Consider the following 14,100-nt stretch of genomic DNA (forward strand, 5'->3'; position numbering starts at 1 on the left):
TGCCCGCAGATACCGGGCCGTGATTTTCCCGCTTTCCCTGAAAGGTCCGTCACCCATGACCCGCTTCCTCGCCGGCGCAGGTGCGCTCGCACTCGCAGCCACCACCCTCGTCGCCTGCGGCTCCTCCGACTCCGATTCCGCCGCCGGCACCTCCGGCCAGACCATCACCTTCGCCGCTGTCCCGGCGGAATCCTCCGTCACCCTCGAGCAGACCTTCGGCAACATCACCGACCTCATCGAGCAGGAGACCGGCGTGACGGTCAACTTCCAGAACGCCTCCGACTACGCCGCTGTCATCGAGGGCATGCGCGCCGGCCAGGTCGACATCGCCTCCTTCGGCCCCTTCTCCTACGTCATCGCCAAGGACTCCGGCGTGGACATGGAACCGGTCGCCGCCCCCACCAACGACATCGACGAGGCCCCCGCCTACACCTCCCTGGCCTACGTCCGCGAGGACTCCGACATCCAGAACATCGGGGACCTGGCCGGGAAGACGGTCTGCTTCGTCGACCAGGCCTCCACCTCCGGCTACCTCGTGCCCATGAAGGGCCTCATGGACGCCGAGATCAACCTCGACGACGACCTCGAGGCCGTCATGGCCGGCGGCCACGACGCCTCCCTGCTCACCCTCGACTCCGAGGGCTGCGACGCCGCCTTCGCCCACGACACCATGCTCACCACCCTGGAGAACTCCGGCCAGGTCGAACCGGGTGCCCTGCGTGCCGTCTGGGAGTCCGACCCGATCACCGAGGATCCCATCACCGTCAACCGCGGCACCCTCGGCGATGAGCTGGCCGACCAGATCATCCAGGTCCTGCGCGAGCAGGCCAACAAGCCCGCCCTCGTCGAGGCCGGCATCTGCTCCTCCGAGGACGACTGCGCACTGCCGGAGGAGACCGGTTACGGCTACGTCACCGTGACCGACGCCGACTTCGACCCGATCCGTGACATCTGCGAGGTCACCGACGCCGCAGCCTGCAGGAACATCGGCTAGGAGCCAACTTCATGAACGACAAGAAACAGTCCCCGGCATTCCAGCGTGAGGTCGACTCCCTCTACGCCGTCCAGATGGACCACGTGACCAAGAACTTCGGTGGCGGAGTCCTCGGCCTCGACGACGTGACGGTCGGTTTCCGCACCGGCGGCATCACCGTCCTGCTGGGCCTGTCCGGCTCGGGCAAGTCCACCCTCCTCCGTCACATCAACGGCCTGCACACCCCCACCAGCGGCCGGATCCGCGTGCTCGGCGAGAACGTCCCGGAGCTCAAGGGCCGCCAGCTGCGCACCCTGCGCCGTGACATCGGGGTCATCTTCCAGCACTTCAACCTCATCGGCCCGATGAGCGTGCTCGAGAACGTCTGCGCCGGCCAGCTCGGCTCCCTGCGGGGCCCGCGCCTGTCACTGATGATGTACCCGAAGCGGGTGCGTCGGGAAGCTCTGGAGAAGCTCGACCGCGTCGGTCTGGCCGACCGCGCCTACCAGCGCGCGGACACCCTCTCCGGTGGCCAGCAGCAGCGCGTGGCCATCGCCCGCGCGCTCATGCAGCATCCGAGGATCCTGCTCGCCGACGAACCTGTCGCCTCCCTCGATCCGGTGTCCTCCCTCGAGGTCATCCAGCTGCTCCAGCAGATCTCCGCGGAGGACAACCTCACCGTCATCGCCTCCCTGCACCAGGTGCAGCTGGCCATCGACTTCGCCGACCGCATCATCGGTCTGCGCAGCGGGCAGATCGTCCTCGACCAGCCGACCGAGGGCCTGAGCGCCGAGGCGGCCTCCCGCATCTACTCGAGCGTCTCCGGTCTCGACGTCGCCGCCGGGGTACCGGTCCGCAGTGAGGGCGGGTCCCGTGACTGACCTGCGCATGCCGGCCGCGCCGACGCGCTCGGCCCCCTCCCTCAACAACCTCGCCGCCACCGTGGTCCTCATCGGTCTGGTGGTGGCCGGCGCCTGGTCGATCAACGCGCTGGGCATCAACCTGGCCACGATCGCCGACTCCTTCGACAACGCCCTCAACTTCGCCCAACGCATGTTCCCGCTGGACTTCCCGCCGCCGGGAGAGACCCTCTCGCTGATCGCGGAGACCCTGGCGATCGTCTTCCTGGCCACGCTGCTCTCCGTGGTGCTGTCCATCCCGCTCTCCCTCGCCGCCGCACGGGCCACCGCCCGCAACCGCTGGTCCCAGGGAACGACACGCACGCTGATCGTCCTGGCGCGCGCCATCCCCGACCTGGTCCTGGCGATCATCTTCCTGCGCATGTTCGGCCTCGGCCCCACGGCCGGCATCCTGGCCATGGGCGTGCACTCCGTCGGCATGGTGGCCAAGCTCTACGCCGACGCCATCGAGGAGCTTGACGACGGCCCCCGCCAGTCCATCGAGTCCGCCGGCACCACCCGCCGCCAGCAGATCGCCGCCGCGATCCCGCAGGTACTCATGCCGCAGGTCATCGCGACCGCGCTGCACCGCTTCGACATCAACCTGCGCACCTCCGTGCTGCTGGGTTATGTCGGTGTGGGCGGCATCGGCCTGGCCATCTCCGAATCGCTGCGCGTGCTGGACTACCAGCGCGGCATGGCGCTGGCACTCATCGTGCTGCTGCTGTGCATCGTCATCGAACTGATCTCCGGCGGCATCCGCGCGGCCATCATGCGCAGGTCCGGCGGCGCGGTCGTCGGTGGCACCTGGGTCGACCGGGTACTCAACCGGGGCCGGGTCACCGGTGCCGGTGACGTCACCCTCACCCCGCCGTGGACCACTGAGCGGCTGCGCCGGTTCGGTGCCTACGCCCTGGTCATCGTCCTGACGGTGCTCTCCTTCGCCCGCGTCGACCTCTCCTTCTCCGCCCTGTGGTCCGGTCTGCTGGATCTGCCGCAGACCCTGGCGCTGTTCTTCCCGCCATCCACCGGCGGCGCCTTCAGTACGCTGATCGAGCAGCTGCTGGTCACCATCCAGATCGCGCTGGCCGCCACCCTGCTCGGTGCCATCCTGGCGCTGCCCATCGGCATCCTCGCGGCCCGCAACGTCGTGGCCAATAAATTCGTGCACGGCTTCTTCCGCATGGTGATCGTGGTCATCCGCGGTATCCCGGAGCTGATCCTGGCGATCATCTTCGTGGTCATCTCCGGTCTCGGTGGTATCGCCGGCACCCTGGCCCTGGCGGTCGGCGCGGTGGGACTGCTGTCCAAACTCATCGCCGATTCGCTGGAGGAGACCGACACCGAGGTCCAGGACGCCCTGCGCACCGCCGGTGCCTCCGAGGCCCAGATCTTCTTCTCCGCGACCCTGCGCCAGGCGGCCCCCGCCTTCGTCGCCCACACCATGTACCTGCTGGACACCAACATCCGCTCCGCCACCCTGCTGGGTGTGGTCGGTGCCGGTGGCGTCGGTTTCCTGCTGCTCAACGCCTCGCGGGTCAACCAGTTCGAGGTCGTCACCATGATCCTCATCCTCATGGTCGCCGTGGTTCTCATCGTCGAGGCGCTGTCCATGTGGCTGCGCCGCACCGTCCGCTAATTTTCCGCTTCCCCTGCAAGGAGTAATCCCATGATCTCTCTCGCCATCTTCGACATGGCCCACACCACCGTCAACGACCGGGACGAGGTGTACCGTGTGCTCCGCGAATCCACCGAACGCCAGGGCGCGGAATACACCGATGAGCAGTTCCGCCAGTGGATGGGCACCGAGAAGAAGTGGGCCATCCGCAACCTCCTGGAGATCGGCGGCCTCGAGGTCACCGAGGAGCTGGTCGAACAGACCTGGGACTGGTTCCGCGCGGAGCTGCGCCGCACCTACACCGAGCAGCCCCCCGTGGCGCTCGAGGGTGTCGAGGAGATGTTCGCCGCCCTGCGGGAGCGCAACATCCGCATCGCCCTGACCACCGGCTTCAACCGGGAGACCGTCGATCTCATCCTCGACGCCATGGGCTGGGAGATCGGGCAGACCGTCGACGCCTCCGCCGCCGGCGACGAGGTCGAGGCCGGTCGCCCCGAACCCTTCCTCATCCAGAAGGTCATGGGGGAGCTGGAGGTCACCGACCCGGCCACCGTCATCAGCCTCGGCGACACCTCCGCGGATGTCCTCTCCGCACAGCGCGCCGGCGTCACCTCCGTCGGCGTGCTCAGCGGCCACCTCAGCCGGGAGCAGTTCGCGGAACTCAGGGCCGACCATGTCCTGGACTCCGCCGCCGACCTGCCTGGCCTGCTGGCGGAGCTGAACCGTTGATCACGCACGCCCGCGCCCAGATCTGGGAGGGCGGACAGGACTTCCGACAGGTGGACCTCCAGCTGCCGGAACTGGCGGAGGGTGAGCTCCTGGTGCAGCTGACCACCGCCACGATCTGCGGCTCCGACCGCCACACCGTCTCCGGCAGACGCTCCGGGGCATGTCCCTCCATCCTCGGCCACGAGGGGGTCGGCGAGGTGATCGCCAGCCGCCGCGAGGGCATCACCGTTGGCCAGCGGGTGGTCTTCTCCGTGACCTCCACCTGCGGGAAGTGCGACTACTGCCGGCGTGGGCTCAGCGCCAAGTGCACCTCCGTGCTCAAGGCGGGCCACGAATCCGCCGAGAGCGCCTGGCCGCTCTCGGGCACCTACGCCACCCACATCCACATCCTCGCCGGCCAGGCCGTGGCCGTCGTCCCGTCGACCATCCCCGACGCGGTGGCCTCCACCGCCGGCTGCGCGGTGGCCACCGTCATGGCCACCCTGGAGCAGGCCGGCGACCTGTGCGGGCGTTCCGTGCTGGTCACCGGCGCCGGCATGCTCGGCATGATCGCCCTGGCCGCCGTGCGTGCCGGCGGAGCATCGCACATCATCGCCTCGGACCTCAACCCCCGCAACCTGGAGCTGGTCACCGGGCTCGCCGACGAACTCGTCGCCCCCGGTGGGGCCCACCAGGTCGACGTGGCCCTGGAGTTCTCCGGTGCAGCCTCCGCGGTCACCGAGTGCCTGGCCTCGCTCAACATCGGCGGTACCGCGGTGCTGGCGGGTACCGTCGCGCCCGTCGGTGAGATCGCGCTCGACCCGGAGTGGCTGGTCCGCGGCTGGCGCACCGTCACCGGCGTACACAACTACGAACCCCACCACCTCACCGAGGCCGTCGCCTTCCTCGAATCGGAGGGGGAGCGCATCCCCTGGGACGCCGTCCTCGGCGGGCCCCTCACCCTGGAGGAACTGCCCGCCGCCTTCGCCGAGGTCCCCACCACCCCGCGGGTGGTGCTGGATCTGCGCTAGCAGAGCACGTATAGGATGAACCCCCGTGATTGAGGTGCTCACCGGTTTCAGCGTGGTGGTGGTCGTCATCGCGGTGGGGTATCTCCTCGGCCGCACCGACGCCCTCGGTGCGGGCGCGCGCCGGGCACTGGCGAATCTGGTCTATCTGGTGGCCACCCCGGCGCTGCTGTTCAACATTCTCCTGGACACCGATCCCCGGGAGATCTTCTCCGCGAATTTCCTCGTCATCGCGGTGTCCTCCCTGCTGGCCGGCTTCCTGGGTTTCCTCCTGCTGCGCCTGCGTGGTTCGACCGCCCCGGACAGCCTCATCGGCATGCTGGCCTCCTCCTACGCCAACGCCGGCAACCTCGGTGTGCCACTGGCGGTCTATATTCTTGACGACGCCGCCGCCGTCATCCCCGTCATCCTCTTCCAGGTCGCCTTCTACGCTCCGGTGACCCTCACGGCGCTGGACATGCTGCACTCCTCGAGGCAGTCGAATCTGCTGCGCAACCTGCTGCTGGCCTTCCGCAACCCGATGCTGCTGGCCGCTCTGGCGGGCCTGGCGATCGGTTTCCTGCGGATCCCGGTGCCGGTGATCCTCAGCCAACCCGTGGCGATACTCGCCGGGGCCTCCGTGCCGCTGGCCCTGCTGGTCTTCGGTATGTCCCTGGTCGGTTCCAGGGTCTCCCTGACCGGGGATGTGGTCCTGGTGGTGGCGCTGAAGAACCTCATCCACCCGCTCATCGCCGGCCTGCTGGCCCATTTCGTCTTCGGTCTTCAAGGGCACGCCCTGTTCACCCTCGTGGTGCTCGGCGCCCTGCCGACGGCGCAGAACGTGCTCACCTACGCCCTGCGTTTCCGCACCAACGAGACACTGGCCCGGGACACCGGGGTGGTGTCCACGCTGGTGTCCTTCCCGGTGCTTGTCGTGGTGAGCATCCTGCTGGGTGCCGGGTAAGATCACCGCCATCATGGACACCATCAGACTGCGGCCCTCCGCGCGCAGGCCACTGGTCGTCGGTGTGGTCTTCCTCCTGGTGATGGCACCGATCCTCATCGGTCTGCTCGTCTCCTCGGCGACGGTGGAGCAGCCGACCTGGTCGACGCTCTACCTCATCGCGGCCACCGCCCCGGCCGCGGGCATGCTCATCGCCCTGCTCATGCTGGCCGTCGTGGTCTGGCGTCGTTCCCGGCCGCTGCTGCTTGTCGACGACCACGTCCATATCGCGGCCACCGGAATCCGCTTTCCGCTCGTAGATCTCGCCCATCTCCAGCTCTACACGTGGGCCGGGCGGGGTACCTTCCTCGTGCTGCTCCCGGAGCACGTCACTGAACGTTTCCCGCAGGACCCGCGGGCGGTGGCGCCCTACACGGTGAAATTCCCGGAAGGTGGCCGGCCGCAGCCCATGGAGCTCGTGGATCTCATCGTGCGGAGGGCGCCGCGGGTGGGTGTCGATAAGCAGGGGACCATCCAGCGGGTGTCCTGAGGCGCGGAATTACGGCAACATGGTTGGTATGTCCATCCATGAACCCCCTGAATCTCCCAGCCGTTTCCGGCTGGAATCCGACCCGCCCGTCTTCCTCGGCGCGCTCGGCTTCGTCATCGTCTTCGTCATCGGGATGATCGCCCTGGGTGACACCGCCCAGACGGCCTTCGCCGATGTCGCCGACGGGCTCATGCGCAACCTCAGCTGGTTCTACATCGGCGGGGTGTCCATGGTGTTCATCTTCCTCGTCCTCGTCTTCGTCTCCCGCTTCGGCCGGGTCAAACTGGGCGACGACGAGGCCGGCGCGGAATACCCCCTGCCTGTCTGGTTCACCATGCTGTTCGCCGGCGGCATGGGCGCGACGCTGATGTTCTGGGGGGTCGCCGAGACCATCAACCACGCCTGGAACGTGCCCATGGCCAACGCCGAGCGGATGAGCGACGAGGCCATCTACCAGGCCTTCGGCTACACCTTCTACCACTTCGGCATCCACATGTGGGTCATCATGACCCTGCCCGGACTGGCGCTGGGCTACTTCATCTACAAGCGCAAACTCCCACCGCGGCTGTCCAGCGTCTTCGCCCCGCTGCTCGGCGGGAAAATCTACCAGTGGCCCGGAAAACTCATCGACATCCTCGCGATCATCGGCACCATCTTCGGCATCGCCGTCTCCGTCGGCCTGGGCGTGCTCCAGATCAACGCCGGCATGAACATGCTCTGGGGCGTGCCCCTGGCCGGCTGGGTTGAACTGCTGATCATCCTGCTGATCACCGTCGTCGCCTGCATCTCCGTGGCCTCCGGCCTGGACAAGGGCATCAAGGTCCTGTCCAACATCAACATCGGCCTGGCTGTCGTCCTCATGGTTTTCGTCCTGCTGGCCGGCCCGACCCTGACACTGCTGAAGTTCATCGTCGAATCCTTCGGCATCTACATGGACACCATGCCGGAGCTGATGTTCTGGGTCGACTCCTTCGACCACAACCCCGGCTGGCAGGGCACCTGGACCGTCTTCTACTGGGCCTGGTCCATCTGCTGGTCGCCCTATGTCGGCATGTTCATCGCGCGCATCTCCCGCGGCCGCACCGTCCGTGAATTCATCGGTGGCGTCCTGCTCCTGCCGACCCTGTTCGTGGTCATCTGGTTCGCCATCTTCGGCCGCGCCGGCATCGAGGTGGAGGCCAACAACCCCGGCTACCTCAGCGACCCCGTCGTCGAGGACGGCAATGTCCCCTTCGCCCTGTTCGGCCTGCTCGAGGCCTACCCCTTCACCGCCGTAACCTCCCTGTTGGCGATCGTGGTGATCATCATCTTCTTCATCACCTCCATCGACTCCGCTGCCCTGGTCATCGACATGTTCGCCACCGGTGAGGAGGAGAAGACCCCCACCTACTACCGCGTCGGCTGGGCCATCTCGATCGGTGCCGTGGCCGGTGCGCTGCTGCTCATCTCCCCGGAGACCGGCATCGCCACCCTGCAGGAGGTGGTGATCATCGTGGCCCTGCCCTTCTTCATCATCCAGTTCGTCATGATGTACTCGCTGGTCAAGGGCATGGTCGACGATGCCGCCGCCACCCCGCAGCTGCGTACCCGCCAGTGGGAGAAGGCCGACACACCTGAGAAGCTCGAGGCCTACGAATCCCGTCCTGCCCCCGGTTTCGACGAGGAGGGCAACCCCCTGCCCCTGCCCGCCCTCGAGCGGGATGATGACGGCAATATCGTCATCCCGGGCAACGTCGTCATCGGTGGCGACCTCGGCGTGGTGGGTGATTTCACCGACGACCCGGATGAGGCCGCCGAGATGGAGAACCGTTTCCGCATCGTCGAGCAGACCCGCCCGCGGGCAGAGGACGAGTGGAGGTAGGTCTTTTCGTGTAGGTCTCGTCCGTTAGCTCTGCCCATGTATCTCCCAGGTGACCGGTCCAGCCGCGGACCCGGTCACCTGGGAGATACGTGTCGGGACCTACCGGACGAGACCTAACGCATCACGCCCCCGGCGCGCCCACCATCCGGGAGGGGTCGAGCTCCCAGGCCTCGGCCAGCAGTTCCAGTCCGCGCATGGCCTCCGGCTGGGAGGCGTTCTGCAGGGAGATCATCAGCTCATCGGCCTGGGCGGTCTTCGCGAAGTCCTCGAGGTACTCGCGGACCTGTGCGGTGGTGCCCACGGCGGTGTAGCGCAGCATGTCGATGATCTGGCGGCCCTGGTGGGAGGCCACGATCTCGTCGAGCTGGCTGTCGCTGAGGTGGCGGCCCCGGCCGACCATGGAACGGATCCGCTCGCGGTAGACGCTGTCGAGCTGGCGCACCGCATCCTCCTGCGTGTCGGCGGCGGTGACATTGACGGCGGCGATGACGTAGGGCTCGGCGAGTGCGTCGGAGGGCTGGAAATTCTCCCGGTAGGTGGCCACGGCCTGCTTCAGATGGGTGGGCGCGAAGTGGGAGGCGAAGGAGTAGGGCAGTCCCAGCTGGGCGGCCAGGGTCGCCCCATAGAGGGAGGACCCGAGGATGTAGAGGGGCACGTGGGTGCCGGCCCCGGGGATGGCGTCCACGCCGGGGATGCGGGACTTGCCGGCGAGGTAGCCGTCGAGTTCCATGATGTCCTGGGGGAAGTAGTCGGCGGCGTTGGCCTCCCGGCGCAGTGCCCGCCCCAGGGTGTTCATGTCGGTGCCAGGGGCGCGGCCCAGACCGAGGTCGATGCGGTCGGGGTAGAGCTCGGCGAGGGTGCCGAACTGCTCGGCGATGACGTAGGGCGCGTGGTTGGGCAGCATGACGCCGCCGGCACCCAACCGGATCTTCTCCGTCTTCGCGCCGATGTGGGCGATGAGCACCGCCGGTGCCGAGGAGGCGATCTGCTTCATGTTGTGGTGCTCGGAGTACCAGATGCGGGAGTAGCCGAGTTGCTCCGCCCGTTGCGCCAGGGTCACGGACCTGGCCATCGATTCCCGGGGGGTCTCCCCGGGGTAGATGGTGCAGAAATCGATGAGGGAGAGCGGGGTCGAAGAGGCAGTCATGACCCCACCCTACGCAGGATGCGGCGTACCGCGGCCAGGGGGATGTCCACCCAGTCAGGCCGGTTGTCGGATTCGTAGACCACCTCGTAGAGGGCTTTGTCGAGGATGTAGGCGTCGAGAAGCGGGCCGGGCTCGAGGCCGTAGCCCTCGAGGAAGGCGGCCTGCGCCTCCTGCGCCCACGCGGCCGGATCATGGGGGCCGTCGCTGCTGAAGTGGGCGGCGTAGTCGAGGGAACGCATGATGCCGGCGACGTCGCGCAACGGGGAATCGGGGAGTCGGCGTGCGGACAGCGGGCGTGCGGGTTCGCCCTCGAAGTCGATGAGGACGTAGCTTTCCGACGTCCGCAGCACCTGCCCCAGATGCAGATCACCGTGGATGCGCTGGATCCCGGTCTCAGCATCCGTCAGCGCGGCGTAGACGGCCCGGGCGTCGTCGGCGAATTCCGCCAGCACCGGGGCGCGGGCCACCAGGTCATCGAGCTGCCGGCTGAGCCGCTCACCGAGCTTGCCGGCATCCACCTGCTCCACCGGCAGCGCCCCCGCCAGCGCCTCATGCACCGCACGCGTCGCCTCACCCAGCAGGGAGGCCTCCGCACCGAAGGGAGCGTCGAGGGCGGCGAAACCGAGGGCGAAACGCCAGCCGTCATCAGCGTCGGGCACGAAGTCCTGCGCCATGGCCAGGGTGTGGGCGGCACCGTCGATCTCCGTGGTGACCCAGCCGCGCACCGGGGCGATGTTGGGGCAGTCCGGGATCTCCGAGAGCAGTTCCACATCCGGGTTCAGTCCCGCCTCCAGATGGCGGAAGACCTTCACCATCCGGTCGCCGACGATGAGCGAGGTGTTGGACTGCTCGCCCTCGATCGCGCGGACCTCACCGGTCGGCAGCCCCTCGCCGTGGTGGGTGCCGAAGACCGCCTCCAGGTAGAGGTGCGGGGAGGTGCTGAGGACGTCGTTGCCGGCGGCGTCGACAAGCACCTGGTACAGCTCGCGGCCGTTGACGCGCAGAATCATCAGGCGCGCGTCCTCGACCGGCAGCTCCCGGACAACCTCCACCTCATCGACCGCCTCGGATTTCGCGCCGTAGAACCGCGCCCCGGCAAGCATGCTGGCCAGATCCATGATCACTCCTCCGACAGATCGAACCAGAGATAACCGTGCGGGGCGAGCATGACCACCCACGGGTACTTGCGGATCTGCGGGAAACGCTCGCCACCCGAAAGCTCCCGCGGGGTCACACCCACGAACTCCGAGAGATCCAGCGACACCGCCTGCGGACGGTCCGAGAGGTTGTTCACGCACAGGATCTTCTCGTCCTTGTGCTCCCGCAGGAAGGTCAGCACCGTCTCATTCTCCGAGTCGATCTCCCGGTAGGTACCCAGACCGAAGGCCGGGTACTGCTGGCGCACATGGATCTGGCTGCGGATCCACTGCAGCAGGGAATTATCCCTGTTCATCTGGTTCTCGACGTTGATCGCCTGGTAACCGTACTGGTCATTCTGGATCGCCGGCAGATACAGCCGCTCCGGATCCGCCTTCGAGAAACCACCGTTGCGGTCATTCGACCACTGCATCGGGGTGCGCACACCGTCCCGGTCATAGAGCCAGATGTTGTCGCCCATGCCGATCTCATCGCCGTAGTAGAGGATCGGCGAACCCGGCAACGAGAGCAGCAGCCCGTGCAGCAGCTCCAGCTTGTTGCGGTCACTACCCACCAGGGGTGCGAGCCGGCGGCGGATACCCACGTTCGCGCGCATCCGCGGATCCCGCGCGAAATGCTTGTACATGTACGCGCGTTCCTCGTCGGTGACCATCTCCAGGGTCAGTTCATCATGGTTGCGCAGGAAGATGCCCCACTGCGCTGTCTTCGGGATCTCCGGGGTATCCGCCAGGATCTCCGAGATCGGCGTGCGCGACTGCTTGTGCACGCTCATGAAGATCCGCGGCATCACCGGGAAATGGAAGGCCATGTGACACTCATCGCCGGTGTCCGGCTCACCGAAGTACTCCACCACCTCTTCGGGCATCTGGTTCGCCTCCGCCAGCAGCACCTTCGTCGGGTACTCATCCTCGATGACACCGCGGACCTGCTTGAGGAACTCATGCGTCTCCGACAGGTTCTCGCAGCTGGTGCCCTCCCGCTCATAGAGGTAGGGCACCGCGTCCAGGCGGAAACCATCCAGCCCCAGGTCCAGCCAGAAACGCATGACCTCCAGCATCGCCGCCCGCACCGGCGGGTGATCGTAGTTCAGGTCCGGCTGGTGGCTGAAGAACCGGTGCCAGAAGTACTGCTTGCGCACCGGATCCCACGTCCAGTTCGACTCCTCGGTGTCGATGAAGATGATCCGCGCATCCGAGTACTTCGTGTCGTCATCACTCCAGACGTAGAAATCCCCGTAGGGGCCGTCCGGGTCACGGCGGGACTCCTGGAACCACTGGTGCTGGTCCGAGGTGTGATTCATCACCAGGTCCGCGATGACACGGATGCCACGCTTGTGGGCCTGGTCCATGAGCTCCACGAAGTCCTCGACCGTGCCGAACTCCGGCAGGACCTCACGGAAGTTCCGGATGTCGTAGCCGCCGTCGCGCAGCGGGGAATCATAGAAGGGCGGCAACCAGATGCAGTTGATGCCCAGCCACTCCAGGTAGTCCAGCTTCTCCGTCAGGCCCTTGAAGGAACCGGAACCGTGGCCCTCCGGGTCGTAGAAGGCGCGCACCAGCACCTCATAGAAGACTGCCGTCTTGTACCACTCCGGGTCGGGGCGCTCCCAGGGGGCGTCACCGGGGGCCGGGGTGGGGGTGCGGTACTCCTGGGACCCGTGCTCGACGATGTAGCCCTCGGCGTCAACCGGCGGGCGTTCGGTGGGTATCTCATCCGGGTGGAAGTGGTGGTCTTCCGGATCGTGGCCGGCCCCGAGGGGTCCCATCGACAGACCTGGGCCCTGGGGGCCGGTCGTCGAATCGGAGGCTCCTGCGTTCCGCCGGCGTTCGGTGTTCGGATCGTCATGTCGGGGATCGGTCATGGCTACCAGGGTAGGGAAATGCCCGGGGTGGTGCAGGGGGATCCCCGGTGGTATATGCGCAATAGGTCACCGGGCGGGTCAATCTGGGGTGGGGTCGGGTGACTTGTTGCGCACCGGCGGGGGCACGCCTGAATATCGAACCTGAATTTCTGGCGGCCGCCGTATCTTCCCTGTTCAGAAAGGGGTGTGAGGTGGGGTTTTCAGGCGCCTGAAAACCTCACGATTCAGAGCGCGGCGAAGGCCTTCTCCAGGCGGGCGCAGGCCTCCTCGAGGATCTCCCGGGAGGTGCCGAAATTCAGCCGGGCGTGGTGCAGGCCGCCGGGCCCGAAGTGCAGGCCGTCATTGAAGGCGACCTTCGCGTTCTCCCGCAGCCAGATCGCGGGGCGTTCCAGGTCGCCGATGGCGGTGCCGGAGAAGTCCAGCCACATCAGGTAGGTCGCGGCCGGGTTGGTCACCTTCAGACCGGGCACCCGCTTCGGCACCTCAGCGACCAGCCAGTCGCGGTTGGCGCGCAGGTAGTCGATCTGCCGGTCGAGGAAGTCCCCGCCCTCGCGGTAGCAGGCGATGGCGGCCCAGATGCCGATGGTGGACACACCGTCCTTGGCCACGCCGGTCATCTTGTTCCAGGTGGCCAGGTCCTCGGGGTTGGTGAAGATGATCTGGGCGCACTTCAGGCCGGCGATGTTCCAGGCCTTGGAGGTGGCGGTGACGGTCACGCACACCTTGGCGGCGGTGTCGTTGAGCCCGGCGGCGACGATATGGCGGCCGTCGAAGACAAGGGGGGCGTGAATCTCATCGACGAGGACGCGGGCATCATAACGGTCGGCGAGTTCACACAACGCGACGAGGAAGTCCTCGTCCAGGGTGTAGCCGAGGGGGTTGTTGGGCGAGCACAGCAGGATGGAACCGGCACCGTCGGCGAAGGCCTGCTCGATCTCGGTGAGGTCGAGTCCTCCGTAGGCGTCGATGAAGACCATCTCGCGGCCCACGGTCTCGGGCAGTTCGAGGAAGGGCGGGTAGGCGGGCACGGGCACGACGACGGCCGAATCGGGGCGGGTCATGTACTCGATGGCCAGGGCCAGGCCACGGACCACGTCCGGGGTGGCCACGATCATCGCCGGATCCGGACGCCAGCCGTAGCGCTCGGCATAGAAGTCGGCCACGGCCTCGGGGAGCTCGGAGGTGGCGGGGGTGTAGCCGAAGGACTCCCTGTCGATGGCGTCCATGATCGCCTGCTTCACGGGCGTGCAGGTGAAGAAGTCGCTCTCCGCGATCCACAGGGGCAGGATGTCCTCGCCGTAGACGGTCCATTTACGGGTGCGGCGGTCTTTGAGCTGAGCAAGGGTAGGGAACTGCATGCCCTCAGGTTAGTACC

12 protein-coding genes are annotated in these 14,100 nt (G+C 67.0%); 8 read left to right on the forward strand and 4 right to left on the reverse strand.

The features are described 5' to 3' along the window. Window positions 1-55 precede the first annotated feature (55 nt). The 8 genes from EAH68_RS09625 to EAH68_RS09660 are packed head-to-tail and all read left to right on the forward strand — an operon-like array spanning window position 56 to window position 8,559. A complete protein-coding gene (locus EAH68_RS09625) occupies window positions 56-994 on the forward strand; it encodes a phosphate/phosphite/phosphonate ABC transporter substrate-binding protein (RefSeq protein ID WP_126121119.1) in 939 nt (312 codons plus the stop codon). An 11-nt stretch (window positions 995-1,005) separates the two neighbouring features. Continuing rightward, window positions 1,006-1,854 (forward strand): phosphonate ABC transporter ATP-binding protein, encoded by an 849-nt coding sequence (gene phnC, locus EAH68_RS09630; protein WP_126121120.1) that lies wholly within the window; start codon window positions 1,006-1,008, stop codon window positions 1,852-1,854. A gap of 7 nt (window positions 1,855-1,861) precedes the next feature. Then, complete coding sequence (gene phnE / locus EAH68_RS09635) at window positions 1,862-3,511, forward strand: phosphonate ABC transporter, permease protein PhnE (RefSeq protein ID WP_126121171.1); 1,650 nt, start codon at window positions 1,862-1,864, stop codon at window positions 3,509-3,511. Between the two features lie 30 nt (window positions 3,512-3,541). After that, window positions 3,542-4,219: an HAD hydrolase-like protein gene (locus EAH68_RS09640; protein WP_126121121.1), complete on the forward strand. Its 678-nt coding sequence runs from the start codon at window positions 3,542-3,544 to the stop codon at window positions 4,217-4,219. After that, a complete protein-coding gene (locus EAH68_RS09645) occupies window positions 4,216-5,229 on the forward strand; it encodes a zinc-binding dehydrogenase (RefSeq protein WP_369408378.1) in 1,014 nt (337 codons plus the stop codon). Before EAH68_RS09640 ends, EAH68_RS09645 begins: the two co-directional genes overlap by 4 nt. A gap of 25 nt (window positions 5,230-5,254) precedes the next feature. Next, complete coding sequence (locus EAH68_RS09650) at window positions 5,255-6,169, forward strand: AEC family transporter (protein WP_126121122.1); 915 nt, start codon at window positions 5,255-5,257, stop codon at window positions 6,167-6,169. A gap of 13 nt (window positions 6,170-6,182) precedes the next feature. Further along, window positions 6,183-6,698 carry a hypothetical protein gene (locus EAH68_RS09655; protein WP_126121123.1) on the forward strand — a complete coding sequence of 172 codons (516 nt, stop codon included), beginning with the start codon at window positions 6,183-6,185 and terminating at the stop codon, window positions 6,696-6,698. A 28-nt stretch (window positions 6,699-6,726) separates the two neighbouring features. Continuing rightward, window positions 6,727-8,559, forward strand: coding sequence for a BCCT family transporter (locus EAH68_RS09660; protein WP_241228399.1), 1,833 nt, complete (start codon window positions 6,727-6,729; stop codon window positions 8,557-8,559). Between the two features lie 121 nt (window positions 8,560-8,680). On the opposite strand, the gene EAH68_RS09665 is transcribed toward EAH68_RS09660, so the two are convergent. The 4 genes from EAH68_RS09665 to EAH68_RS09680 all read right to left on the reverse strand — a co-directional run bounded on the left by EAH68_RS09665 (window position 8,681) and on the right by EAH68_RS09680 (window position 14,083). Then, a complete protein-coding gene (locus EAH68_RS09665; RefSeq protein WP_126121125.1) occupies window positions 8,681-9,706 on the reverse strand; it encodes an LLM class flavin-dependent oxidoreductase in 1,026 nt (341 codons plus the stop codon). Further along, complete coding sequence (locus tag EAH68_RS09670) at window positions 9,703-10,824, reverse strand: hypothetical protein (RefSeq protein WP_126121126.1); 1,122 nt, start codon at window positions 10,822-10,824, stop codon at window positions 9,703-9,705. The genes EAH68_RS09665 and EAH68_RS09670 overlap by 4 nt, the downstream gene beginning before the upstream one ends. 2 nt (window positions 10,825-10,826) lie before the next feature. After that, window positions 10,827-12,629 (reverse strand): maltose alpha-D-glucosyltransferase, encoded by a 1,803-nt coding sequence (treS, locus tag EAH68_RS09675; protein WP_126121173.1) that lies wholly within the window; start codon window positions 12,627-12,629, stop codon window positions 10,827-10,829. A gap of 320 nt (window positions 12,630-12,949) precedes the next feature. Continuing rightward, on the reverse strand, window positions 12,950-14,083 hold the full coding sequence (locus tag EAH68_RS09680; protein ID WP_126121127.1) for a MalY/PatB family protein: 1,134 nt from the start codon (window positions 14,081-14,083) through the stop codon (window positions 12,950-12,952). Window positions 14,084-14,100 lie beyond the last annotated feature (17 nt).

It is taken from the genome of Corynebacterium hylobatis, assembly GCF_003955685.1.
GTDB classification, from domain to species: domain Bacteria; phylum Actinomycetota; class Actinomycetes; order Mycobacteriales; family Mycobacteriaceae; genus Corynebacterium; species Corynebacterium hylobatis.